At 56.6% G+C, this 25491-nt stretch carries 27 protein-coding genes; 11 read left to right on the top strand and 16 right to left on the bottom strand.

Going from position 1 to position 25491, the window contains the following annotated elements:
• Positions 1-3: 3 nt before the first annotated feature.
• Positions 4-432 carry a DUF2069 domain-containing protein gene (locus C5F52_RS25200; RefSeq protein ID WP_104801127.1) on the top strand — a complete coding sequence of 143 codons (429 nt, stop codon included), beginning with the start codon at positions 4-6 and terminating at the stop codon, positions 430-432.
• Between the two features lie 9 nt (positions 433-441).
• A complete protein-coding gene (locus C5F52_RS25195; RefSeq protein ID WP_104801126.1) occupies positions 442-1866 on the top strand; it encodes an FAD-binding oxidoreductase in 1425 nt (474 codons plus the stop codon).
• Here C5F52_RS25195 and C5F52_RS25190 read toward each other — a convergent pair.
• Genes C5F52_RS25190 through C5F52_RS25180 form a run of 3 tightly spaced genes read right to left on the bottom strand, consistent with a single transcriptional unit; the run spans position 1837 to position 3857 of the window.
• Complete coding sequence (locus tag C5F52_RS25190) at positions 1837-2514, bottom strand: response regulator transcription factor (RefSeq protein WP_104801125.1); 678 nt, start codon at positions 2512-2514, stop codon at positions 1837-1839. The genes C5F52_RS25195 and C5F52_RS25190 overlap by 30 nt on opposite strands.
• Entirely contained in the window at positions 2498-2881 is a 384-nt protein-coding gene (locus tag C5F52_RS25185; protein WP_104801124.1) for a polymer-forming cytoskeletal protein, read from the bottom strand. The genes C5F52_RS25190 and C5F52_RS25185 overlap by 17 nt, the downstream gene beginning before the upstream one ends.
• A 4-nt stretch (positions 2882-2885) precedes the next feature.
• Entirely contained in the window at positions 2886-3857 is a 972-nt protein-coding gene (locus C5F52_RS25180; protein WP_104801123.1) for a helix-turn-helix domain-containing protein, read from the bottom strand.
• A 187-nt stretch (positions 3858-4044) separates the two neighbouring features.
• Here C5F52_RS25180 and C5F52_RS25175 point away from each other — a divergent pair, with 187 nt between their 5' ends.
• From C5F52_RS25175 to xth, 3 genes are read left to right on the top strand one after another with little or no spacing between them, the layout of a single operon-like run.
• Positions 4045-4872 (top strand): thymidylate synthase, encoded by an 828-nt coding sequence (locus C5F52_RS25175; protein ID WP_104801122.1) that lies wholly within the window; start codon positions 4045-4047, stop codon positions 4870-4872.
• Between the two features lie 3 nt (positions 4873-4875).
• Complete coding sequence (locus tag C5F52_RS25170) at positions 4876-5364, top strand: dihydrofolate reductase (protein ID WP_104801121.1); 489 nt, start codon at positions 4876-4878, stop codon at positions 5362-5364.
• Between the two features lie 17 nt (positions 5365-5381).
• Positions 5382-6146 carry an exodeoxyribonuclease III gene (xth, locus tag C5F52_RS25165; protein WP_104801120.1) on the top strand — a complete coding sequence of 255 codons (765 nt, stop codon included), beginning with the start codon at positions 5382-5384 and terminating at the stop codon, positions 6144-6146.
• Between the two features lie 4 nt (positions 6147-6150).
• On the opposite strand, the gene ntrC is transcribed toward xth, so the two are convergent.
• From ntrC to C5F52_RS25115, 10 genes are all read right to left on the bottom strand, one after another.
• On the bottom strand, positions 6151-7689 hold the full coding sequence (gene ntrC / locus C5F52_RS25160; protein ID WP_104801119.1) for a nitrogen regulation protein NR(I): 1539 nt from the start codon (positions 7687-7689) through the stop codon (positions 6151-6153).
• Between the two features lie 40 nt (positions 7690-7729).
• Positions 7730-8800 (bottom strand): nitrogen regulation protein NR(II), encoded by a 1071-nt coding sequence (gene glnL, locus C5F52_RS25155; RefSeq protein WP_104801118.1) that lies wholly within the window; start codon positions 8798-8800, stop codon positions 7730-7732.
• On the bottom strand, positions 8797-9366 hold the full coding sequence (locus C5F52_RS25150; RefSeq protein WP_236658006.1) for a hypothetical protein: 570 nt from the start codon (positions 9364-9366) through the stop codon (positions 8797-8799). Before C5F52_RS25150 ends, glnL begins: the two co-directional genes overlap by 4 nt.
• 71 nt (positions 9367-9437) lie before the next feature.
• Positions 9438-10853, bottom strand: coding sequence for a type I glutamate--ammonia ligase (gene glnA / locus C5F52_RS25145; RefSeq protein ID WP_104801117.1), 1416 nt, complete (start codon positions 10851-10853; stop codon positions 9438-9440).
• Between the two features lie 224 nt (positions 10854-11077).
• Positions 11078-11926, bottom strand: a complete 849-nt coding sequence (locus tag C5F52_RS25140) for a molybdopterin-binding protein (protein ID WP_104801116.1) — start codon at positions 11924-11926, stop codon at positions 11078-11080.
• The gene (locus tag C5F52_RS25135; protein WP_104801115.1) at positions 11898-12773 is read right to left on the bottom strand and encodes an EI24 domain-containing protein; all 876 of its coding nucleotides are present in this window, start codon (positions 12771-12773) and stop codon (positions 11898-11900) included. Before C5F52_RS25135 ends, C5F52_RS25140 begins: the two co-directional genes overlap by 29 nt.
• A 22-nt stretch (positions 12774-12795) precedes the next feature.
• Entirely contained in the window at positions 12796-13776 is a 981-nt protein-coding gene (locus C5F52_RS25130; protein ID WP_104801114.1) for a sterol desaturase family protein, read from the bottom strand.
• Complete coding sequence (locus tag C5F52_RS25125; protein ID WP_104801113.1) at positions 13764-14543, bottom strand: polysaccharide deacetylase family protein; 780 nt, start codon at positions 14541-14543, stop codon at positions 13764-13766. Before C5F52_RS25125 ends, C5F52_RS25130 begins: the two co-directional genes overlap by 13 nt.
• Positions 14543-15526 carry a YncE family protein gene (locus C5F52_RS25120; RefSeq protein WP_369954267.1) on the bottom strand — a complete coding sequence of 328 codons (984 nt, stop codon included), beginning with the start codon at positions 15524-15526 and terminating at the stop codon, positions 14543-14545. Before C5F52_RS25120 ends, C5F52_RS25125 begins: the two co-directional genes overlap by 1 nt.
• A 90-nt stretch (positions 15527-15616) precedes the next feature.
• Positions 15617-16360, bottom strand: a complete 744-nt coding sequence (locus C5F52_RS25115; protein WP_104801112.1) for a pseudouridine synthase — start codon at positions 16358-16360, stop codon at positions 15617-15619.
• A 72-nt stretch (positions 16361-16432) separates the two neighbouring features.
• On the opposite strand from C5F52_RS25115, the gene C5F52_RS25110 reads away from it, so the two are divergent.
• Positions 16433-17299: an alpha/beta fold hydrolase gene (locus C5F52_RS25110; protein WP_104801111.1), complete on the top strand. Its 867-nt coding sequence runs from the start codon at positions 16433-16435 to the stop codon at positions 17297-17299.
• Here C5F52_RS25110 and C5F52_RS25105 read toward each other — a convergent pair.
• Entirely contained in the window at positions 17296-17928 is a 633-nt protein-coding gene (locus C5F52_RS25105) for a glutathione S-transferase (protein WP_104801110.1), read from the bottom strand. The two genes, C5F52_RS25110 and C5F52_RS25105, sit on opposite strands and share 4 nt — an antisense overlap.
• A gap of 27 nt (positions 17929-17955) precedes the next feature.
• On the bottom strand, positions 17956-19500 hold the full coding sequence (gene garD / locus C5F52_RS25100; RefSeq protein ID WP_201747090.1) for a galactarate dehydratase: 1545 nt from the start codon (positions 19498-19500) through the stop codon (positions 17956-17958).
• A gap of 99 nt (positions 19501-19599) precedes the next feature.
• Here garD and C5F52_RS25095 point away from each other — a divergent pair, with 99 nt between their 5' ends.
• The 5 genes from C5F52_RS25095 to C5F52_RS25075 all read left to right on the top strand — a co-directional run bounded on the left by C5F52_RS25095 (position 19600) and on the right by C5F52_RS25075 (position 24768).
• Complete coding sequence (locus C5F52_RS25095) at positions 19600-20634, top strand: LacI family DNA-binding transcriptional regulator (RefSeq protein WP_104801108.1); 1035 nt, start codon at positions 19600-19602, stop codon at positions 20632-20634.
• 100 nt (positions 20635-20734) lie between these two features.
• Positions 20735-21700, top strand: a complete 966-nt coding sequence (locus C5F52_RS25090; protein ID WP_104801107.1) for a tripartite tricarboxylate transporter substrate binding protein — start codon at positions 20735-20737, stop codon at positions 21698-21700.
• 25 nt (positions 21701-21725) lie between these two features.
• Positions 21726-23057: a glucarate dehydratase gene (gene gudD / locus C5F52_RS25085; RefSeq protein WP_104801106.1), complete on the top strand. Its 1332-nt coding sequence runs from the start codon at positions 21726-21728 to the stop codon at positions 23055-23057.
• Between the two features lie 24 nt (positions 23058-23081).
• A complete protein-coding gene (locus C5F52_RS25080) occupies positions 23082-23870 on the top strand; it encodes an HpcH/HpaI aldolase/citrate lyase family protein (RefSeq protein WP_104801105.1) in 789 nt (262 codons plus the stop codon).
• A 19-nt stretch (positions 23871-23889) separates the two neighbouring features.
• Positions 23890-24768, top strand: a complete 879-nt coding sequence (locus C5F52_RS25075) for a 2-hydroxy-3-oxopropionate reductase (RefSeq protein ID WP_104801104.1) — start codon at positions 23890-23892, stop codon at positions 24766-24768.
• Between the two features lie 64 nt (positions 24769-24832).
• On the opposite strand, the gene C5F52_RS25070 is transcribed toward C5F52_RS25075, so the two are convergent.
• Positions 24833-25480: a trimeric intracellular cation channel family protein gene (locus C5F52_RS25070; protein WP_104801103.1), complete on the bottom strand. Its 648-nt coding sequence runs from the start codon at positions 25478-25480 to the stop codon at positions 24833-24835.
• Positions 25481-25491 lie beyond the last annotated feature (11 nt).

Here is a 25491-nt window from a genome sequence, read left to right as displayed (position 1 = left end):
TCTATGCACAACTCCACCCTCGCCCCCCAAGAAAATTCATTGCGTCACGTGACGCTCACCCGCTTGCTCGCCGTGAGCAGCCTGATGGGCCTCATCGTGCTGGGCTTGGCTTGGGAGCTGTGGCTGGCACCTTTGCGTCCTGGCGGCACACTCTTGGCACTGAAAGTGTTGCCATTGTGTTTTCCGCTCACAGGTTTGCTCAAAAACCGCATGTACACCTACCGCTGGCTGAGCCTGTTAATTTGGTTGTACTTCACAGAGGGTGTCGTGCGTGCGTGGGGCGATGCAGCACCCAGCAACTATTTCGCGATGGTGGAAGTGCTCTTATGCGTCGTGCTGTTTGCAGCTTGTGCTTTTCATGTGCGCCTACGTTTGAAGCACGCCAAAGCCAACCCCCTCGCCGAACAAGTCGACGCTTCAATTCAAAATTAAAAGCCCGCCATGCCCAATACCGCTTCGTTTGATTTGTTAAACAAACTGCGCCAGCTGCTGGGCAACGCTCATGTGTTGATCGAGGGTGACTTATCGGCCTACGAACAAGATTGGCGCAAACGCACGCGTGGCAAAGCCTTGGCCGTTGTTCGCCCCGCCAACACCCAGCAAGTGGCGGATGTGGTCAAAGCCTGTGCCCAAGCGGGCGTGAGCATCGTGCCGCAAGGCGGTAACACCGGCTTGGTCGTCGGCGGCATTCCAGATGACACCGGCACACAAGTGTTGTTGAGCCTGCAGCGCATGCATGCGGTACGTGCGATAGATGCGGACAACCTCACCATCACGGTCGAGGCCGGTTGTGTTTTACAAAATCTTCAGCAAGCCGCTGAACAAGCGGGCTTCTTGTTTCCTCTGAGTTTGGGCGCCGAAGGCAGTTGCACCATAGGCGGCAACTTGGCCACCAACGCAGGCGGCACACAGGTGGTGCGTTATGGCAACACGCGCGACTTGTGCTTGGGGCTTGAAGTCGTCACCGCGCAAGGCGAGGTCATGCACAGCTTGAGCGGCCTGCGCAAAGACAACACGGGCTACGACTTGCGCAATCTGATGATTGGCAGCGAAGGCACGCTAGGCATCATCACCGCCGCCACCATGAAGCTCTACCCCATGCCAGCCGTCAGCCTGACCGCTTGGGCTGCTGTGCCGTCAGTCGCACATGCCGTCAAGCTATTGAGCTTGGCGCACCAGCACTTAGGAGCAGGCTTGACTGGCTTCGAAATGATGGGGCAATTTGCGCTGAGCTTGGTCGACAAGCACTACCCTCAACTGCGCGTGCCTTTGTGGCAAGAGTCTCCCTACTGCGTGCTGCTGGAAAACTCCGACAGCGAGTCCGAAGCCCATGCCCGCGCACGGTTTGAGCATTTGCTAGAAGTCGCTTTTGAAGCGGGTTGTGTAAGCGATGCCGTGGTGGCAGAAAACCTCGGTCAAGCCCGCAACCTTTGGCACATCCGCGAGAGCATCACCCTCGCCCAAGCTGAAGAAGGGCTGAACATCAAGCACGATATTTCTGTGCCCATTTCATCTATTCCAGCGTTTGTGGCAGAAACCGATGCATTGCTGACGCGAGAAATTGTAGGCGTGCGTTTGGTGAACTTTGGGCACTTGGGTGATGGCAATTTGCACTACAACGTACAAGCCCCCGAGAACTGCGACACACGCGCTTTTTTGCACGAGAACGAAGACCGTGTGAACACGTTGGTCTATCAATCCGTGAAGCGTTTTGGTGGATCTATTTCTGCCGAACACGGCGTGGGCAGCATGAAGGTAGACAGCTTGCCAGATTACAAAGACCCTGTGGCTTTGGCCTTGATGCAGCAAGTCAAGCGTGCGCTTGACCCGCAAGGCTTACTCAACCCGGGCCGTGTCGTTCGCTAAAGCTTGGCGCGCAGGTGCGGGGAGGTCCATGCCGATCAGCATGTCGATCAACTCAGGCAAGGTGCGAGCCGCCATTTTTTCCATCACTCGGGCGCGATGCAATTTGATCGTGGCTGATGCCCCTCCATCAATGGTGGCGATTTGTTGGTTGGAGTAACCACGCACCATCCAATGACAGACCTCCATCTCGCGGGGTGTCAGTCGTTTTAAACGTTCCGACACTTGCATGTTTTTATCAGCCTCCACCACGGCCTGTTCAGACATGTGCATGGCACGTTGAATTACATCCATCATGGCCTGCGCTGTGAAGGGCTTGAGCAAAAAGTCCACTGCGCCTTGCTTCATGGCAGTGATGATTTCTTCTGGGCGACTGTCACCGCTCACAAAAATCACAGGCACATGTCGCGCCAAGGTTTTAAGCTGCGATTGCAAACCCACACCAGTGGTACCCGGCATGCGCATGTCTAACAAAATCACAGCGGGGGAAGGCACCACAGGGTTTTGCAAAAATGCATCGGCACAGTCGTACAAACTCACGTTGTAGCCCACACGTTCAAGCATGGTGGCCAAGCTGCGACGGACTGAGGCGTCATCGTCGATCACGATGACATGACCCAATTTCTCTGAATTGTCAGCGCTGTTTGACATCTGTACTGCTCATCATTCCGTATAACTTCGCGCCATGCTCAATCGCCATAGTGGCGTATGAAATATTACCTTTGACATCGGCGCCAGCGTGCAACTCGACACGTCCGGTTGATTCAATATTGCCTGTGACCACGCCATTGACAACTGCTTGCTGCGCACTGATGTCACCTTCAACATGCGCTTGCGAAAGAACAGACAGTTGGGCATTTGGACTGCCATTCACATCAATATTGCCAACCACATGGCCTTTGAGTTGAACCACATCTTGTGACACGATATTGCCCACCACGACCGCAGATTGACCGATGATGGTTTTTTGAGTGGCGTCGGTTTGTTCCGACTGCCTGAACTTCATATGCTTAAACATAGGATTAGCGAGCGACAGTCATCTCAACCAGTTGCACGCGGCTAACTGTGGCGTCGGGCAAAGAAACACGCCCACCTTGGAAGAAGATTTGAACTTTTTGCAGACTGGTGCTAGACACTTGCCACGGCGACACACCATAGACGCTGCGATTCTCACCGGCTTTGAGCTGCAACAGTGTGGCTTGTTTGTTGCCATCAACCACACACACTTCTGCGTTGGCAGCACTTACCAAGTAAACATACTTGCCTTCTTTTTGAGCCACGAATGGTGACAACTGTGGCATAGCCTCATTGGAATGAGTGCATGCCCCCATTGTCTTGCTAGGCGCGGTTGGAGATGCTGCCACCAAAGCAGAAGCAGCCGCCACAGAGGCTGATGCCGCAGCGACAGCAGCCACGGGAACCGAAGCGGTTGTCACAGAAGGCGGCTCCACCGATACCGCGACAGCAGACACCTTGGGCGTTGGCGAAGCTGCTGCAAGCTCAGATGTTGCCTCCACCACACTCTGTGGCCCATGCAAAACAAACAAGGTCACCGCTGCCACCAATAACAGCAAGGCAGCCGTTGCTTGCTTGTGTTCTCTCAATTTGGCCAAACCAGCATGCACAGCATCGAACGCAGAATGGTTCATGGGCGGCTGCTCGCTCATGGCCACAATTTGATCCAACGTGGTCAAGTGCGCATCCGCAACCTTCGCTGCATCACGTAGCTCTTCTGGAATCTCGACAGAGGGTGGCTCTGCCCCCAAAATCATCAGCAAACGTTTGTAGGCTTGACGCTTGATGGCGTCGGAGTAAAACAAGCCGTCGCTGTCGTCACTTTCGAGTTGGCGAACTTGAGCGACAGACAAACAAGCCGTGCGCGCCAACACAAACATATCCATGCCCGCAGCCTCACGCAAGGTGCGAAGGTAGTGAGGGTCACAGGTGCCATACACGCTGCGCTTAGGTTCTTCTGAATGGCCGTTGGGTGTCATATTTGACAGCTTTGTCACAACTTGTCTAAAAATAAAATCGTACTGTCGCCGTGGAAGCAATTGTCGTCAATACGCCGCTTGGCGTAGACAACTTAAGTATGCGTCCAAAGTAAGCAAGTCGGTATGCTAACGGACTCTAAGACGGCAGCGCGTAAACTCTGCAAGAGTTTTTTACCGAATTACCCTTATGCGCCCCATCCGCCGCCAATACGAAGACTTCATGCAACACGTGGACAGCCACGGCGTTGCCAAAACAGACCGCACGGGCACGGGCACCAAAAGCGTGTTTGGTTACCAAATGCGGTTCGACCTGAACGAAGGCTTCCCGCTGGTCACAACCAAAAAGGTTCACCTGCGCTCCATCATCCAAGAGCTGCTGTGGTTTTTGACTGGGTCGAGCAACAACAACTGGCTCAAAGAACGCAACGTCACCATCTGGGACGAATGGGCCCGCGAAGACGGCGACCTTGGCCCCGTGTATGGCGTGCAATGGCGCAGCTGGCCCACACCCGATGGTGGCCACATTGACCAAATTCAGCAGGTCATCGACACCCTGAAGAACAACCCCGACAGCCGCCGCATCATCGTGAGTGCATGGAACGTGGCCGAGCTCGACAAGATGGCGCTCATGCCCTGCCATGCGTTCTTTCAGTTCTATGTGGCCCCCGCGCAAAACCCAGGCGACAAAGCCAAGCTCAGTTGCCAGCTGTACCAGCGTAGTGCCGACATCTTTTTGGGCGTGCCCTTCAACATCGCCAGCTACGCCCTGCTCACGCACATGGTGGCCCAGCAGTGCGACTTGGATGTGGGCGACTTCATCTGGACCGGTGGCGACTGTCACATCTACAGCAACCACCACGAACAAGTGGCGTTGCAACTCAGCCGCGAGCCGTTTGCCTATCCCACACTGCACATCAAACGCAAACCCGACTCCATCTTCGACTACCAGTTTGAAGACTTCGAGGTGCTGGACTACCAATGCCACGGTGCCATCAAAGCCCCGGTAGCCGTTTAAGCCATGGCTTTGAATTTGATTTTTGCGCGTGCGCGCAACGGCGTCATTGGCAAGGACAACACCCTGCCTTGGCACTTGCCCGAAGACCTCGCCCACTTCAAACAAACCACGCTCGGCCAGCCCGTCGTCATGGGCCGCAAAACATGGGAATCGCTGCCACCTAAATTTCGCCCTCTGCCCGGGCGCACCAACATTGTGGTGACGCGTCAAACCGATTGGCAAGCCGTTGGTGCCGTCGTTGCACACTCGATCGAAGAAGCCGTGCAACAGTGCCCTGCTGATGCACAGATCTGGGTCATTGGCGGCGCTGAGGTGTATGCGCAAGCCATGCCTTTGGCTTCGCGTGCGGTCGTCACAGAAATCGATGCTGATTTTGAAGGCGATGCCTTTGCCCCTACCTTCGATGCCAACTGGCAAGAAACTGCACGCACCACCCACGTGGCCGCGAACGGCTTGAGCTACAGCCTCGTCACCCTAGATCGCACACGTTAAGCAAAGAACACTCACATATGCAACTCGCCACTTGGAACGTCAACTCACTCACCGTGCGCTTACCGCAAGTGCTGGACTGGTTGGCGGCCAACCCCGTCGATGCGTTGGTCTTGCAAGAAACCAAAACCACAGACGATAAGTTTCCACGCGAGGCCATTGAAGCGGCAGGTTACAAGGTGGCATTTTTCGGTCAGAAAACCTACAACGGCGTGGCCCTGCTCTCGCGCAGCGAAGCCACCGATGTGGTGAAAAACATCCCCGGCTTTGAAGACGACATGGCCCGCGTGATTGCCGGCACGGTCGACAGTGTGCGCGTGATTGGCGCGTACTTCCCCAATGGCCAAGCCCCCGACAGCGACAAGTTTGTTTACAAAATGCGTTGGCTCGAAGCCTTGCAAAACTGGCTGCGTGAAGAACTCAAACAACACCCCAATCTGGTGTTGATGGGTGACTTCAACATCACCGTCGATGACCGCGATGTGTGGGACCCTGTGGCCTTGAAAGACACCATCCACTGCACCGTGCAAGAGCGTGACCACTTTCAAGCCTTGATTGACTTGGGCACACACGATGCCTTCCGCTTGTTTGAACAAGCCGAGAAGAGCTACAGCTGGTGGGACTACCGCGAGTTTGCGTTTCGTCGCAACCGTGGTCTGCGCATTGACCACATTTTGGTCAGCGATGCGCTGAAGGCATCGGTGCAAGCCTGCGTGATTGACAAAGCACCGCGTAAAAACGAGCGCCCCAGCGACCACACGCCTGTGGTTGTGAAGCTCGCTTAAAAATTCAATCGTCTAAACCCAGCTCTTGAATTTTGCGGGTGATGGTGTTGCGACCAATGCCCAACTTTTGAGCGGCCTCAATGCGACGACCGCGCGTGTTGGCCAACGCGGTTTGAATCAACTTGGCTTCGACGCGGTTCACCAAGGCATCCCACACATCGGTGCGTCCGGCCACAAGCATGCTCATGGCTTCGGCTTCTAAGCCTTGCTCCCAATCTGCGCCCGGCATGTTGAGCACCACGGGCGCGATTGCCCCCTCAATGCCAACCACAGGCGCCGAGGCCACCTGCCCCACATCTGCCGCGGGGGCAGCGCCAAAGCCTGAGGTGTCTTGCCCTGTGTGGCTGAGGGCTGCCAAGGCTTCCCCCGACAAGGTCACTTCAGGTGGCAAATCTTTGGGCTCAATCACTTGCGCCGGTGCCATCACGGTCAACCAGTGGCAAATATTTTCGAGCTGACGCACGTTACCCGGAAACGAAAACTGGTTGAGCACCGTTTGTGCACCATCCGAGATACGTTTGGGCTCCACGCCCAATTGTTGTGCACTCTGCTGCAAAAAGTGGCGCGTCAACGTGGGGATGTCTTCACGGCGCTCACGCAAAGCAGGCAAACGCAAGCGAATCACGTTCAAGCGGTGAAACAAGTCTTCGCGGAACACGCCGTCTTTGACGCGTTTTTCCAAGTCTTGGTGGGTCGCTGCAATCACACGCACATTGGCTTTGATGGCGTTGTGCCCACCCACGCGGTAATAAGTGCCATCGCTCAACACACGCAGCAAGCGGGTTTGCAAATCAAAAGGCATGTCGCCGATTTCATCGAGGAACAAGGTGCCGCCCTCGGCCTGCTCAAAGCGGCCACGGCGTGTGGTTTGCGCACCGGTGAATGCACCTCGTTCGTGGCCGAAGAGTTCGCTCTCCAACAAATCTTTCGGTATCGCCGCTGTGTTGATGGCCACAAACGGGCCTTTGTTGCCCGCATCACCACGAGGCGAATGTTTGTGCAGCGCACGTGCCACGAGTTCTTTACCCGAGCCACTTTCACCCGTGATCATCACGGTCACATTGCTTTGACTCAAGCGACCAATCGCACGAAACACGTCTTGCATGGCAGGCGCTTGGCCCAGCATTTCAGGCGTGGCGTCTTGTTGCTCGCTTTGCAGTTGTTCGCGTTGGCTTTCGTCCAAAGCGCGACGAATCAGCTCGACTGCTTTGGGCAAGTCAAACGGTTTGGGCAGATATTCAAACGCACCGCCTTGAAAGGCAGATACTGCGCTGTCCAAATCAGAAAAGGCCGTCATGATGATGACGGGCAGTGCAGGCAAACGCTCTTTCACCTTGGTGAGCAAATCGAGCCCCGAGCCACCCGGCATGCGGATGTCGCTGACCAAAATTTGCGGGCCATCATCCTCGCTCACCGAGTCGAGCGCTTGCAGCACTTCGCGTGGGCTGGTGAAGCTGCGGGTGGGCAAGTTCTCGCGCAACAGCGCTTTTTCCAGCACGAAGCGAATTGACTGGTCGTCGTCCACAATCCAAATCGATTTCATCTCGGCACTTTCTGTTCTAAGTTAGGGGCCATGCGAGGCTTCAAGGCAGCGGGATGAGGATTTTGAAATCCGTGCGTCCCGGCACACTGTCACACTCAATCAAGCCATGGTGCTGTTGCACAAAGGTTTGTGCCAAATTCAGCCCTAGGCCAGAACCGCCATCTCGTCCAGAAACCAAGGGGAAAAATAACCTGTCCTTGATTTCTTCCGGAATGCCGGGCCCGTTGTCTATCACATGCAATTCCAGTGCCAACCGATAGCGTTGTTTGCCAAAAGTCACTTGGCGGTTGATGCGTGTGCGTAAAACAATCTCAGCATCCCCTTCCGCCACCCGATCAGCCAAAGCTTGCGCTGCGTTGTGCACGATGTTGAGCACAGCTTGAATGAGCTGCTCACGGTCGCCACGGAACTCAGGGATGGATGTGTCGTAGTCGCGCACCATGCGCAGACCTTTGGGGAACTCCGCCAAGATCAGGCTTCGCACACGCTCACACACCTCATGGATGTTGACGTCACCCACCACATGCGGACGGCGGTGCGGCGCCAGCAGACGGTCGACCAACACTTGCAAACGATCGGCTTCGTGGATGATGACTTGGGTGTATTCGATGAGGTCTTTGCTTTCCACTTCCATCTGCAACAACTGCGCTGCGCCACGAATGCCCCCTAATGGGTTTTTGATTTCGTGGGCCAAGTTGCGAATCAGCTCTTTGTTGGCTTGGGCTTGGTCAATCAGGCGCTCTTCGCGGTCTTGACGGGTTTGCAGCTCCAGCGGCAACAGCTCGACCAGCACCTCACCTGCCACATCCGTGGGCGCCACGATGACGTGCACAGGCATGGGGTCTTGCAAGGGGCGGCGCAGCTGTGCGTCATAGCGCATGGTGGCAAACGCATTGGTCTGCGCACCTTGCAAGGCATTCTCAAACGATTGGGTTTCGTTGAAGTAGCTCGCCATGGCAGAGCCTTCAATGGTGCGGCGCGAGACACCCATCACATCTTCTAGCGCCGCATTGGCAAACACCACCACACCGTCGGTGCGCACCACAGCCACCAAGGTCGCCAGCAAGTCAAACGCTTGTGCGTAATTGGATTGAATCACCTGCAGGGTCATGGTTTGCTTCCAGTTTGAACGGGGGCCGACAAGCGTGATAACTCGCGCTGCAGCCCTGCCAGATCAGCCTCTGTGCGTTGCAATGCACTGCGTAGCTGCGCGACACGGTCTTGGTATTTTTGCGGTTGACGGAACTCATCGGCGCGACGTTCAGGCTCACCGTTGTTCCACTCGCGCAGCAACCCGGCATGTTGCTGCTGTGCTTTTTGCAATTCAGCTTGCAGCACAACTTGCGCCTGTGTGTCGCGTTGACGCTGTTCGGCGCTGTCGACCTTCGCTGAGCCTGCACTGGTGCCGCCGCTGGCATTCACTTGGGGCGATGCAACGGATGCGCCTTGCACACGCGTGCCTTCAATCACCGTCACACTGCCACCAGCCAAGGGCTTGCAGTTCGCTGCAGGGTCGGGTTGGTTGGTATAGGCGTTGCCACAGCGGTAAATACGTTGCTGCTCAGACGAAGCACATGCTGGCCACGCGAACAAAAGCGAGGCCAAACAAAAGCCTGGCAACAAAAGATCACGCACAACGCGATCAAACAACAAGGAGTGGCGCAACAAAGAGGTCATCACTTCATAACAGTTGAAACAAAAAAGGACGGCTTGCGCCGTCCTTTGATTGCACGTGTCGTTGCAACGAATTACAGCGAGTAGTACATGTCGTATTCGACAGGAGACACTTCCACGCGGCTACGGGTGACTTCTTGCATCTTCAAGTCGATGTAAGCGTCGATCCACGAGTCGGTGAACACGCCGCCTTTGGTCAAGAAGGCACGGTCTGCATCGAGGGCTTCCAAAGCTTGGTCCAAGCTAGAGCACACGGTTGGGACCAATTTGTCTTCCTCGGGTGGGAGGTGGTACAAATCTTTGGTCGCTGCTTCGCCTGGGTGGATCTTGTTCTCGATACCGTCCAAACCAGCCATCAACAAGGCTGCGAAGCCGAGGTAAGGGTTGCACAATGGATCTGGGAAACGCGCTTCTACGCGGCGACCCTTGTCGCTGGCCACGTTAGGAATACGGATCGAAGCAGAACGGTTCTTGGCAGAGTAAGCCAATTTCACTGGGGCTTCGAAGTGAGGCACCAAACGCTTGTAGCTGTTGGTACCTGGGTTGGTGATGGCGTTCAAAGCACGGGCGTGCTTGATGATGCCGCCGATGTAGTACAGCGCCAAGTCTGACAAACCAGCGTAGCCGTTGCCTGCGAACAAGTTCTTGCCGTCTTTCCAGATGGACTGGTGCACGTGCATGCCAGAACCGTTGTCGCCAGCGTAGGGCTTAGGCATGAACGTGGCGGTTTTGCCGTAAGCGTTGGCCACGTTGTGGATCACGTACTTTTGGAGCAATGTCCAGTCAGCGCGCTCGACCAAAGTGGAGAACTTGGTACCGATTTCGCATTGACCCGCGCCGGCCACTTCGTGGTGGTGCACTTCAACGGGGATACCCACGGACTCGAGGATCAGCGACATTTCGCTGCGCATGTCGTGTGTGCTGTCAACCGGAGGCACTGGGAAGTAGCCACCCTTGACACGGTTGCGGTGACCGCTGTTGCCATTGTCCATCTTGGTGCCGCTGTTCCAAGGCGCTTCGGCTTCGTCGATGGCGTAGAAGGTGTTGTTTGGCTCAGTGCTCCAACGCACATCGTCAAACAAGAAGAACTCTGGCTCTGGACCAAAGTAAGCGGTGTCGCCCACGCCAGATTGCTTGAGGAAGGACTCGGCGCGCTTGGCGATCGAACGTGGGTCACGCTCGTAGGCCTTGCCGTCTGTGGGTTCGATCACATCACAGATCAACACAAGGGTCACTTCTTCAAAGAAGGGGTCGATGATCGCGCTGCTTGGATCAGGCATCAACAACATGTCAGAGGCTTCGATGCCTTTCCAACCAGCAATAGAAGAACCGTCAAACGCTTGACCTTCTTCAAACTTGCTTTCGTCAAACTGCGACACGGGCGCAGTGATGTGCTGCCACTTGCCACGGGTATCGGTGAAACGGAAATCAACGAATTTGACTTCGTTCTCTTTCACCATTTTGATTACGTCTGCGACGGTCTTGGCCATCAAGTTCTCCTGCTGGGTAGTTGGGTTAAAAAGTGTTTCGAGGTTTGAGAATGCAGTTTCTGTGCCAGCGTTTGCCAGCAGCAAGCTTCATCAGCTCTACCGTCAAGTCGCGTATTTTGCACCGAGATTGGCGCAAATTAACTCAAGATGCCCATTACGCGCATCAAACACAGAAAAACAAAATGCTTTATTTTGGTGCAATCTTGCACCAAAATGGTTCATTGTTATTTTCGCACCAATTCAGGGCCTAACTTCAAGCCAAACGGTTGAAGCCCCGTCAGCATCGCCGAATAAGCCTGAGTCACGATTTCAGGTGCGCCCTTGACGCCCAACTCGATGTGACGCCCGTGCACTGGGTGATCCACGCTTGGCAAGCTGAACACTTTGACACCTTCGAAATCACGCTCCAAGGCTTCCATCAAGGGCGTCAGCGTAGCCTCCATCGAGCCGTAGACGACAACAGACTGCTCAATCCAAGCCTCATGCTGAAACAGATGCGGGTAATGTGTGTCGAGCACCCATGCCATCATGGGCCACGCCATCACGGGAAAGCCCGGCACAAAGTGCACCACGCCGCCACCTGCACCGTGGCAAGTGAAGCCTGGAATCTTGTTGTACGGATTGGGGATGATGCTGGCTCCCACGGGGAACACACCCATGTTGAGGCGGTGGATGTTGTCGTGGCGGTCGGGTTCGTAGGGCACGCCCTGCTCTTTCGCCGTGTCTTGCATGCGTTCACGAATCAAGGCTTCGGCTTGCGGGTGCAGCACGATGTCTAGGCCCAATGCCTTGCCTGCACACTGACGGGTGTGGTCGTCAGGCGTGGCACCAATGCCGCCGCACGAAAACACAATGCTGTGGCTCTCAAAAGCACGGGCCAGTGTGCGGGTGATGCGCTCGGGCGAATCGCCCACGTAGTCCGCCCAATCCAGCGACAAACCACGCGCACTCAAAAGCTCAATGAGTTTGGGCATGTGCTTGTCGGCACGCTTGCCCGAGAGAATTTCATCGCCGACGATGATGAGGCCAAACTCTGGCCTGGCTTTAGATGCTGGAGGTGGGATTTGAGTCATCGCCCAATGCTACCGTGGGCAGCGGCACCGAGGCGCCCATCACCACAGTGCCCGACTCGGCACGCAGGGCTTCCAGCGCAGCCAAGCTGTAATGCGTGAACCAGAGCGAGGTGAAAGCAAACACCAAGGCATAAATCCAAATGGCGAGGGGAATGAGCACCAAAAAGGCAGCCGCAAACACCGCACCTGAGGCCCACACCAAACTGGGAAAAGCGCCCATATAGCCCGTCAACACACCGATCAGCAGCAGCCAAATGCGGTGCTGACGGCCAATGACCAAACGTTCTTCACGACTGGCGTGCAGCACCAAAGCATCAAACACCATCACGCGGTAGCTGAGCCAGCCCCAAATCAGAGGAGGCACGATGAACATCAAAGGCGGCACCGCCCACAGCGGCAGCGAAATGAACATGGCCACCATGGCGATCAGCGTAGAACCCACGGTCCAAGCCAAACTGGTCAGCGTGGTGCCACCATGCTTGAGCGCCAAATGCGCAAAGCGACGTTGCACCACCAAGTCCACCAAAGCAGGCGTCATCATCAAAGACACCGCCAACAAAGAAATGACCACCAAGATGGGCGTGATCGCAAAAATCACCACCAAGGGCACCATCACCGATTGCAATTCACCGGCACCGTTGTCTTGCAACCAATCCAGTATGCCTTGCAGCACTTGCCAAGAAGCCAACATCTCGCGCACCCAGTCTTGGGTGGGCGACCAATAGAAATATCCCCAGCTCACCGACAACACCAGCAACATGGCCAGTGGCAGCAGTGACAGGAGCATCACGCGCGGCATCAAGCAATACGCCAGTGCACGCCAAAAAGAATCCAAAAACAAACGCATGCCAAAAGCATACCGCAGCTATTTAACGTGCGGAAGAAAATCCCAAGGCTTGCATGAGGCGTTTGATACCCAATCGCTGCTGCGACCAGAAACCTTCGCCGTAATCCACCCCCTGCTCCACTTGGTCGCGGATGCCGGTGGACTCAAAACGCACATCGAAGTTAGCGGTTCCAAACAAGACATCCCACCATGGCAGCAAGACACCAAAATTGTGTCCACCCAGAACCGTCTTGACACCTTGAGAGGATTCATGCCCCAACCCAACCGCATGGTGCAAGCGATGAAAGCGCGGGCTGACCCACAAGCGCTCGCCCAACGCGCCAAAGCTCAAGCGCAAATTGGCGTGTTGGAAGTTTTCAAACAACTGGGTGATGGCCACCACCGCCACAAACTGCGTGGGCGCAATGCCTATGAGTTGCGCGATGCACACCCAAATGACAGCGCCCATCAAGTCATCCAGCAAGTGGTTGCGGTTGTCGGTCCACTGCGTCATCTGACGCTGCGAGTGGTGCAAGGCATGCAAAGCCCACCACCAACTCCACTGGTGCTGCGCGCGGTGCAGCCAGTAATTGACGAAGTCAAACACCACGAGGTACAGCACAAAGCTGGTCAGCGGGCCATCGGTCACACCTGGCCAGAGGTCTTCCAAATGGAACGTCCCCACGCCCTGTACACGCAGCTCGCCCAGCAAGGTGTCCAACACGGGCTCGACCAACAAAAACAGCACCACGCGAAATAGCCCCAAGCGGTGAATAAGTGTGTAAATCACATCGGTATAAACCGCACGCGTATCGGTTACGGCTTCCACAGGACGCCAACGCTGCAGAGGCCCAATCACAGCCACCATGATGGCGATTTGAATCAAGCCCACCAGCAACCACCCCGTGCCATCAAACACATCTTCCAATCGATTGCCCAACCCCACCGCAAACGCGATGGGCTGCATCACGCTTTCATACAAGGCGGCTTGCGCGTTGGCAAATAGATCGATCAGCGTATCCATGGTTTGAATTGTGGATGCTCTTTGAGCGTGGCAAAGCAAAACCCTTTGGCTTTGAGGCCTTCAATCAAAGGCTCCAGCACTGCCGGTGCCCATGGGTCTTGGCGTGACCAAATGCCCAAATGCGCCATCAAGATATCGCCCGAGCGGATGTTGCTTAATGCGCGTTGCAGCAGCATGGCGTTGGGAAATTTATCGCTGGGCAACTCGTCGCCCAAAAAGCCTGCATCCGCCCACCCCACATGGGCAAAGCCGCATTGCTTCGCAGCGGTCAACAACGAGGGAGAGGTTTTCCCGCCCGGTGCGCGAAACAAAGGCAAGGGTTTGACACCTGTGATTTGCTCCAAACGCGTGTTGGCCAGTTGCAATTGGTCACAGTAACGCTGGCTGGTCCACACCTCGGTTTGGCCTTTGCTGGGCCCTGCTGTGGGACGCATTTGCCAGCTGCCGCGTGGCAGGTCCGAGCGCCAATACACATGGTCAAAGGTGTGCGAAGCAAAGGCATGGCCCTCTGCGCCACGTGCCTTCCACCAAGGCGCCCAATACTCGCCCAGCGAACCATCGCCTTCTTTGGTGGCTTCATTGGCTGCGAAGAAAGTGACTTTGACGTTGTGACGGTTCAACACCTCCGCAATCAACGGCGCCACACCCATGTGGCCTGTGTCAAACGTGAGGTACAGCGGCTTGTGACAAGGCGCAGCGGCGTGCGCCACATGTGCAGCGATGCTCAGTGAGGCCAAGACAACCCAACGCAAGCAACGCATCAGCATCAATACCGTTTGGCGTGGTCCAAAGTCCAAATGCCGTGAGGCGATTTGCCGACTTTGACTTGGCGCACGAGCTGACCTGTGGCCGTGTCAATCACGCTCATTTTTTTGATCCAACGCGAGGACACAAACAACAACTTACCGTCTGCCGTGACCTCCATGCAATCAGGCCCACCAGGTGCAGCGAACTGCATGACCGACTCTAAGCTGAGGTAGTCGATTTTGTTGATGGTGTTGGCCACACGGTTGCCCACAAACACATGGCGACCATCACCCGCCGCACGGAAGGCATGTGCGCCTGCACCGGTGGGAATGGTTTTGAACAATTTAGGCTGAGCACCCGACACATCAAACACCTGCACATGGTTGTCGCCTGTGAGGCCCACCAACAGGTATTTGTCGTTGGGTGTGCCAAACACGTCGGCAGGCATTTCACCTGTTTTCATGCGCCACTTCAACGTTTGCGTGGCCAAATCGACAGCCACCAACTCATTGCTGTCTTGCATGGTGGCGTAGGCCGTGGTGCTTTTGGTGTCAATCCAAATGTGGCTGGGTGTTTTGCTGGATGGAATGCGCTTGGCCAGCGTCAACTCTTTGCCGTCCCAACGGTAAATGTCGATGTGGTTCAGGCGGTTGGCCACCGTGACAAACCATTTCATGTCGGGTGAAAAACGCAGCTGGTAAGGGTCCAAGGTGCCACGCACCACGCGTTGCACTTCGGCGGTGCGTGGGTCGATGAAGGTCAGTGAATCGCCACCCGCGTTGGCCACAATGACCGAGGTTTCATCGGGCGTGAGGTAGATGTGGTGCGGCTCTTTGCCCGTGGCAATGCGACGGGTTTCTTTCCATGTGGCGGGGTCAATCACGCTCACATTCGCGTCTTGCGAATTCAGCACAAAAATTGGGTTACCGGCTTGCGCTGCAGGGGTTGCCGCCAACAGCAGCACGCTGGCCAAAGCCAGCGTTAAACGTTGAATCAAAAACACAAAAAACACCTTGAAAAATCTGCCCTCAGTGTAACGAGCCAAGCTACGCACACCTGCGCAAAGGGCACAAGCCACAAACGCGGGATGAAATTAAGCGTTTGTAGCTAGCAGCTTCAACTCATCAGGGCTGATCCAACGCCACTGACCTGGCGCCAAATCAGCAGGCAATGGCATGGCACCAATTTGCGAACGGTGCAGCCCCACCACTTTGTTGCCTACCGCGGCCAACATGCGTTTAACTTGGTGGTACTTGCCTTCGGTCAAGGTCAGGCGCAAATGGTGCTCGGCCACCGCCACACACGCTGCGGCTTTGACGGGCTTGGGCGAGTCGTCCAACACCACACCATCGAGCAAGCGTTGCACTTGTTTGTCGTCCAGCGGGTCGTCCGTGGTCACCTCATACACCTTGGGCACATGGTGGCGCGGTGAGCTCATGCGGTGAATCAGCGGGCCATCGTCGGTCAGCACCAACATGCCCGTAGTGTCTTGGTCCAATCGCCCCACCGCTTGCACGCCTTGCACCGCGCTTTTTTGCGGACGGTAGCGCAAGGGTGGTGGCAGCAAGGTGTACATGCTGGGCCACGCCGAAGGCTTGTGCGAACACTCGTAGCCTGCGGGTTTGTGCAGGAGCACATAGGCTTTGGCGTGATACGGCCACACCACGCCTTGCACCGAGTACCGCAGACCTTCATGCACGTCGATGTCTTCCAGCGCATCGTCACACGTGACCAAGCCCTCGCCCACATCGACCTGCACATAGCCTTGTTGAATGAGACCCGCGCAAATACGGCGCGTGCCAAAACCTTGGGAATACAAAATATCTTGCAATTGCATACGTGCAATCGTAAACGCTGAGCCCTAGCCCATCGGCGCATGGGCACAATCATTGGATTCATAAGGCACGCCATGAAACCCTCTTCGCACTACCTCCACTGCCACGGTTTTGACTTGCATGTCACCACATGGGGCGATGCATCGCAACCCGCCGTCATTGCATGGCACGGCTTGGCCCGCACGGGCCGCGACTTCGATTGGTTGGCCGAGCAGCTGTGCAACGACTATCACGTCATCTGCCCAGACACGATTGGCCGAGGCTTGAGCCAATGGGCGCGCGACCCAAAAGAAGACTACAGCTTTGTCACCTACACCCGCATCGCCTGGGACATGTTGCAAGCCTTGAACGTCCATCAAGCCCACTGGATTGGCACCTCTATGGGCGGCGCACTTGGCTTGGTGTGCGCGGCGGGTTTGGTACAGCCTGGCTTCAAAGCGCGCATTCGCAGTCTTTTGCTCAACGACATCGCACCTGAAATTTCGGTGGCCGCTGTCGATCGCATCAAAGCCTATGCAGGCCAGCCTCCTGCGTTTGACACCGTGCCTGAGTTAGAAGCGTTCTTTCGCGCTGCCTATGCGCCCTTTGGCGCACTCACCGATGCGCAATGGCGGCACTTGAGCGAAAGCTCCACCCGCCGTTTGCCGGATGGCCGCGTGACACCGCACTACGACCCCCACATCACCCAACAGTTTTTCCGCGAAGTACCCGAGTACCCCATGTGGACCGAGTACGACACACTCGATATGCCCGTGATGGTGATGCGCGGTGCAAATTCAGATCTAATTTCCCCCGACACCATCCAAACCATGCGCACGCGCGGCCCAGGTGCAAAGGGTTTGCTACGCACGGAAGAGATTGCCGGTTGCGGCCATGCGCCTGCATTGAATGTGCCTGCGCAATGGCAGTTGGTGAGAGATTTCTTGAAAGCGGCTAGCTAAGCCTGCGACACCTGCGGCGACACCCACAGCGGGTGCTTGTGCATCACGGCAGCAAAGGCCTCTGAGTTTTCAAACGCCACCAGCCATTGCGCCAATTGCGACCAAGGCTGTGTATCAAACCATGCACGGTCTGTGCGCGCAAACTGCCTTACAAACGGCGCCACACAAGCATCCAACCAGCCCCACCGTTGACCAGACAAGAACGCTTGGCTCTGAAAACACACATCGAGTGTCAGCAACCACGCCGCCGCTTCATCGCGGTGACGCACACCTTCCGTCAAGCCAAACCGTTGCGGGTATTTGTAGCGGTCCAAGTTGGCTTTGAAATCCCCATCAAGGGTGGCAATCATGTTTTGCGCATCGCTCAACGCCTCTGGTGTGAGGGGTAACCACCCGTGTGGGTCGCTTTGCTTCAGTGCCCACCACATGATGTCCAAGCTTTGTTCCAACACCTCGCCTGTCGCCAAGCACAACACAGGCACGGTGCCTTTGGGCGACACCGCCAGCATCTCGACGGGCTTGGCCTTCAATGCCACTTCACGGTGTTCATAAGTCACACCGCTGGCACGCAAGGCCAAGCGTGCGCGCATGGCGTAGGGGCAACGGCGAAAAGAATAAAGAATGGGCATCACGCCAAGATTGTTGCAGCCCTGGCCTTAAGTCACAGGCGCAGGGTTGAACAACACCAAGGCGTTGTGCAACTTCCAATGTTCAGCCCAGGTTTTTTTGCGGCCACTGGCCACATCGAGCATGAGCTGAAACAGCTCGGTGCCCACCTCTTCAATCGTCTGGGTGCCATCTGCAATCGTGCCGGCGTTCACGTCCATCAGGTCATGCCAACGACGGGCCAGGTCTGTGCGTGTGGCCACTTTGATGACAGGCACCTCCGCCAAACCGTAAGGCGTGCCACGCCCTGTGGTGAACACATGCAAGTTCATGCCTGCGGCCAATTGCAGCGTGCCGCAAATGAAATCGCTGGCTGGCGTGGCAGCATAAATCAGGCCTTTTTGTTTGAGCTTTTCACCCGGCGACAACACGCCCGAAATCGGCGCAGAACCCGACTTGACGATGGAGCCCATGGCTTTTTCCACGATGTTGGACAAGCCACCTTTTTTATTGCCTGGCGTGGTGTTGGCACTGCGGTCTGCACGACCACGGGCCAGATAAGCGTCGTACCACGCCATTTCGCGAATCATGGCCTCGGCCACTTCGGGCGTGGTGGCACGTGAGGTGAGTTGGTCAATGCCATCGCGCACTTCGGTCACCTCGGAAAACATCACACTCGCGCCAGCACGCACCAACAAATCGGTGCAATAACCCACAGCAGGGTTGGCCGTCACGCCCGAAAACGCGTCGCTGCCACCGCACTGCACGCCCACCACCAACTCGCTGGCAGGTACCGTCTCGCGGCGGCGTTGGTTCAAGCGTTGCAAATGTTGCTCTGCCGTTTTCATGATGCTGTCGATCATGGACATGAAGCCCACATGCGCATCGTCTTGCAGACACACCACATCGAGCGCTTCACCGCGTTGGTCGTTGATGGGAATGGCACCGGGTGGCATCAAACGTTCGGGTTGCAGTTTTTCACAGCCCAAGCTCACCACCATCACCTCACCGCCAAAGTTGGGGTTGAGGCTGATGTTGCGCAGGGTGCGAATTGGAATTTCTGCGCCATCGGCATCAATGGCCACACCGCAGCCATAGGTGTGCTCAAGGCCCACCACGTCATCCACATGGGGGAACTTCGGCAGCAACTCAGCCTTGATGCGCGCAACAGCAAACTCGACCACGCCCGACACACACTGCACCGTGGTGGTGATGGCCAAGATGTTGCGCGTGCCCACCGAGCCGTCGGCATTGCGATAGCCCTCGAAGGTGTAGCCCTCCAGCGGAGGCAAAGGTTCAGGCTTCACAGTGGCCATAGGCAAGTTGTCCAACTCGCGAGCGGAAGGCATTTGGAGCAAACGCTCATGCACCCAGCTGCCCGCAGGAATGTCTTTCAAGGCATAGCCAATCGCAATGCCATAGCGCAGCACCGCACCATTCGCCGGAATATCCACCAACGCCACCTTGTGCCCTTGAGGTACGGCGTCACGCAAGCACAAGCCATCTGGCAACACCGTGCCTGCGGGCAAACCACCGTGGTTGGCCACAATCGCCACGTTGTCTCGGAGCTGCATGCGGATGGTGAGTGGGGTCATCAAGGTCTCCTATCATTCGGCTTCGCATCGAAACCTTTACAAACGCAATGATAGCGGTACCATTTGTAAAGACGCAAGTCAGGCAAAACAAAGAATTTCATGACCGACAAAGAACAGCCCAAACGCTCACGCCGCAGCAGCGGTGCCATCACTCTGCGCGATGTGGCCATGCTCGCGGGCGTGGCCCCCATCACGGCGTCGCGGGCCATCAACACGCCTAACCAAGTCTCGCCCGATGTGTTGCGCAAAGTGCAAGAGGCGGTGCAACGCACCGGCTACGTACCCAACCGCATGGCCGGTGGTTTGGCCTCCTCGCGCAGCCGCCTGATTGCGGCCGTGGTGCCCAGCACGGTGGTGTCGGTGTTCATGGAAACCATCGAGTCTTTGAACGGCACCTTGTTTGACGCCGGCTACCAGCTGATGCTGGGCCAATCGGGCTACTCCGCCGAACGTGAAGAGCTGCTGCTCGAAGCCATCATTGGTCGCCGACCCGATGGCATTTTCATCACTGGCATTTTGCCGCCGGGCAAGGCGCGTACACGCTTGCTGGCCTCGGGCATTCCGGTGGTCGAAACCTGGGACTTGACCCCCACACCGATTGACATGCTGATTGGCTTCTCTCACTCGGACATTGGCCGTGAAGTGGCCCAATTTTTGGTGCGCAGAGGCTACACAAAATTTGCCATCGTGCGCGCCGAAGATGAGCGCGCCAAGCGCCGCACCCTAGCCTTTCAAGAAACCGCGGCGCAACTGGGTTTGCCCCCTGTGTTTGTGGCCAATGTAGGCGCCTCGCGCTCACTCAAAAGTGGCCGCGAAGCCATGGCTCGCATCTTGGCCGAAGCCCCCGATGCGCAAGCCATTTTTTGCAGCTCTGACCTGCTGGCTTTGGGTGTGATGACCGAAGCCCGCGCGCGCGGCTTGACCGTGCCAGACGACATCGCCGTGATGGGCTTTGGCGATGTGCCTTTTGTGGCCGACATGGTGCCCGCACTCACCACAGTGCGCATCAATGGCGGGCAAATTGGTACCCTCGCAGCCCGCTTTTTGATGGACCGCGCCGAAGGCCGTAACGTAGAGCCACGCATCGTGGATGTGGGCTTTTCCATCATCGAGCGCGACAGCACCCGCGCCTAGCGAAAACCCTGACGTAAAAGCATTGACGGCCAGTTTTGCCGTGGCTAACATCCATTCACCTTAAATGGTAGCGCTACCAAAATCAAATCGGAGACCTCTCATGAAACATCAACGTCGTTCACTTATCGCCCTCGCTTTAGGCCTCGTCATGACAAGTGCCGCATACGCTTGGCCCGACAAACCCGTCACCTTGGTCGTGCCCTTCCCACCGGGCGGCGCCACCGATTTAATTGCCCGCACCTTGGCCCCCAAGCTGCAAGAAAAACTGGGCGGTAGTTTCATCACCGACAACAAAGCCGGTGCCACCGGCACGATTGGTGCAGGCTTTGTAACTCGTGCACCTGCGGATGGCCACACCTTGCTGGTTGCATCTCTTGGCCCTTACGTGATTGCGCCCCACCTTCTAGCCAAAGTTCCCTACGATGCGCTGAAAGACTTCGACTACATCAGCATCGCGGTGCAAGCCCCCAATGTGTTGGTGGTGCCTGCCAGCTCGCCACACAAATCCATGGCCGATGTGATCGCGTTCCAAAAAGCCAACCCCAACAAAATGACCTTCGCCTCGTCAGGCAACGGCAGCAGTGACCACCTCACCGCCGAGTTGTTCTGGCAACAAACAGGTACCACAGGCATTCACGTTCCCTACAAAGGCGGCGGTCCCGTGATGACCGATTTGCTCGGCGCCCAAGTGGACTCGTCGTTCATGAACATCAACACCGCCATGCCACAAATCTTGGCAGGCAAGTTACGTCCTCTGTCCATTACCAGCGCCAAGCGTTCGCCGCTCTTGCCTAACGTCCCTTCACTCGAAGAGCTGGGCATCAAAGAAGCCAATGTGTATTCATGGCAAGCCATTGCAGCGCCCAAAGGTTTGCCTGCAGACATCAAAGCCAAGTTGCATGCTGCCATCGTGGCCGGTTTGAACGACCCACAAGTCAAAACCAAGTTGTTGGATTTGGGCTTCGAGCTGGTGGCAAACACGCCAGAGCAATTCACCGCATTTCAAGCGGCCGAATTCGCACGCTGGAAAAAGCTGATCGAAACCCGCAACATCAAAGCCGACTAAACCGTCCTTTCAAGTACATCACGCCATGCCTCACTCCTCTCCCGTCATCACACAGTTACGCGTCATCCCCGTTGCGGGGCATGACAGCATGTTGATGAACCTCTCAGGCGCGCACGGCGCTTTCTTCACACGCAACTTGCTCATCCTCACCGACAACGCCGGACGCACGGGCATTGGTGAAGTACCAGGCGGTGAAAAAATCAGAGCCACACTGGAAGATGCCACTGAGTTGGTAGTGGGTCAAAGCATTGGCAATGTGCAAGCGGTGCTCAACACCCTGCGCACTCGCTTCGCAGACCGTGATGCGGGTGGGCGTGGTTTGCAAACCTTCGATTTGCGCACCACCATCCATGCCGTCACCGCTGTTGAATCCGCCTTGCTCGATTTGCTGGGTCAGCACCTCAACGTGCCAGTGGCCGCGCTCTTGGGTGAAGGCCAACAACGCAGCTCGGTGGAGATGTTGGGGTATTTGTTTTTCATTGGCGACCGCACCCAAACCGACCTGCCCTACCGCACCGAACACGATGCCGACAACGCGTGGTTCCGCTTGCGCAACGAAAAGGCCATGACGCCTGAATCGGTGGTCCGCTTGGCCGAAGCCGCACGCGAGAAATATGGCTTCAACGATTTCAAACTCAAAGGCGGCGTACTCGCAGGCGAAACTGAGATTGAAGCCGTCACTGCCTTGCACCAACGCTTCCCACAAGCACGCGTCACCCTAGACCCCAACGGCGGCTGGTTGCTGAAAGACGCCGTGCGTTTGATGCGCGACATGCGCGGCGTGGTGGCCTATGCCGAAGACCCTTGCGGTGCAGAAGAAGGCTTCAGCGGTCGTGAAGTGATGGCCGAGTTCCGCCGCGAAACCGGCTTGCCCACCGCCACCAACATGGTGGCCACCGACTGGCGACAAATGGTGCACTCGCTCTCGCTGCAAAGCGTGGACATTCCCTTGGCAGACCCGCATTTCTGGACCATGGCCGGCTCGGTGCGCGTGGCGCAAACCTGCCGTGATTGGGGTCTGACGTGGGGCTCGCACTCCAACAACCATTTCGACGTGTCGCTCGCCATGTTCACCCATGTCGCTGCAGCAGCGCCTGGCAAAGTCACGGCCATCGACACCCACTGGATTTGGCAAGACGGCCAAGGCCTCACGCAAGAGCCTTTGCAAATCGTCAACGGCCATGTGGAAGTGCCCAAAAAGCCAGGCCTTGGCGTTGAGCTCAACATGGTCGAAGTTGAAAAAGCCCACCAGCTCTATCTGCAACACGGCTTGGGCGCACGCGATGATGCCGCGGCCATGCAATACCTCATTCCCGGCTGGACGTTTGACCACAAACGCCCCTGCATGGTTCGATAACTTTTTTCACACACACCTCACACCATGCGCCCCAACAAACTCAGAGAAATTTGGCAAGCAGGCGGAGCCGTCGTCAACGGCTGGCTCGCCATTCCCAACAGCTTTTCCGCAGAAACCATGGCTCACCAAGGCTGGGATTCCCTCACCATCGATTTGCAACACGGCGTGGTCGATTACCAAGCCATGGTGACCATGTTGCAAGCCATCTCCACCACCGACACCGTGCCTGTGGTGCGCGTGCCTTGGTTGGAACCCGGCATCTTGATGAAGACCTTGGATGCAGGCGCTTACGGCGTGATTTGCCCCATGGTCAACACCAAAGAGGACGCTCAAAAACTGGTGGCCTACACCCATTACGCCCCCCAAGGCACACGCAGCTTTGGCCCCGTGCGTGCCCTGCTCTACGGCGGTGCCGACTACCCCAAGCACGCCAACAACACCATCGTCACCTTCGCCATGATCGAGACCGCTGCGGCACTCGACAACCTGGACGGCATCTTGTCGGTCGAAGGTTTGGATGCGATTTACATCGGCCCCTCCGACCTGTCCTTGGCCTTGGGCTGCAACCCCACCTTTGACGACCTCGACCCCAAAGCCGCCGAGGCGGTAGACCACATCTTGGCACGCGCCAAAGCACACGGCGTGGTGGCTGGCATTCATAACGGCACGCCAGAGTCTGCGCTCAAGCGCATCGCCAAAGGCTTTCAATTCGTCACCGTCAGCTCAGACGCACGTTTGATGGCCGCAGGCGCGCAACACATCATTTCAAAAATGCACGCCTCGAAGACAGCCTCGTCTTCTGGCACTTACTAATTTCACAAAGGAAATTTTCATGAAAATCGGTTTCATCGGCTTAGGCATCATGGGTTCACCCATGGCTCAACATTTGTTGGCCGCCAAGCACGACTTGTTCATTCGCACACGCAGCAAAGTACCCGCAGAATTGGCCAGCGCCCATGTGTGTGCCACCAATGCCGACGTGGCCCGCGCAGCAGACATCATCTTTTTGATGCTGCCAGACACACCCGATGTGGAAGCAGTGTTGTTTGGCAAAGACGGCGTTGCCGAAGGTTTGAGCCAAGGCAAGATCGTGGTGGACATGAGCTCCATCTCACCGATGGGCACCAAAACCTTTGCACAAAAAATCAATGCCCTCGGTTGCGAGTACCTTGATGCACCCGTCTCAGGCGGCGAAGTGGGCGCGAGAGCTGCCAGCCTCACCATCATGGTGGGCGGCGCGGAAGCCACCTTCAACACCGTCAAGCCTTTGTTCGAATTGATGGGCAAAAACATCACCCTCGTGGGCGGCAATGGCGACGGTCAAACCACCAAAGTGGCCAACCAAATCATCGTGGCCTTGAACATTGCGGCCGTGGGCGAAGCTTTGTTGTTTGCCAGCAAAGCAGGCGCTGACCCTGCCAAAGTACGTGCCGCCTTGATGGGTGGTTTTGCAGCTAGCCGCATTTTGGAAGTGCATGGCGAGCGCATGATCAAACGCACGTTTGACCCAGGCTTTCGCATTGCCTTGCATCAAAAAGATTTAGCCTTGGCCCTCAACGGCGCCAAAGCCATTGGCGTGTCATTGCCACAAACCGCATCGGCGGCACAGCTCATGCAAGCTTGTGCATCCAACGGTTGGGGTCAGCTTGACCATTCAGCCTTGGTGAAGTCGCTGGAGTTGATGGCAGCCCACGAAGTAGCTGCTAAGTAAACACAAGCCGCACACAAAAAACAAACCCGCCTAGGCGGGTTTGTTTGTTTCAGGTGGCAGGTGCTCAGTCTTCAATCTTCCACGTGGGCAAGCGCCACTCCAACTGCAACGCAGCCAAACGCAACAGCGTCACGGTCGCGGCACCAATCGCCACCACCGCATTGGGGTCAAAGCCCAAGTAGTGCAAGAGCACCACCACCCAGCCGCCCGCAAACGCGCACACGGCGTAAGGGTGGTGGTCGTGAAACGCCGTGGGGATTTCGTTGCACACGATGTCACGCAACACGCCGCCAAAGGTGGCGGTGATGACGCCCATCAACACAGCAATGAGGGCCGGCATTTGCATGCCGAGCGCGATTTGCGTGCCACTGGCCGCAAACAGCCCCAAGCCCAACGCATCGGGCCACTGTATGGATTTTTCAGTGGGCTTGAAATGTTTGGCACGCATCAACAACATCGCGGCCAAACACAACGCCAACACGGTCCACAAATACCAAGACTGCTCAATCCAAAACAAGGGGCGGCGGTCCAGCAACACATCGCGCAAGGTGCCGCCACCAAAGGCCGCCACACTGGCCACAGCGCACACGCCCACGGCATCGAGCTTTTTGCGGGCAGCTTCCATCACACCAGAGAGGGCAAAGGCCACCGTGCCTGCAACCTCAATGCTTGTTTGCACCCCTGACAGGGTTTGCGTCGTCAAGACGTCCATCGCCCGAGCCT

It is taken from the genome of Limnohabitans sp. TS-CS-82, assembly GCF_002943475.1.
This window is presented reverse-complemented; position numbering and strand designations above follow the sequence as displayed.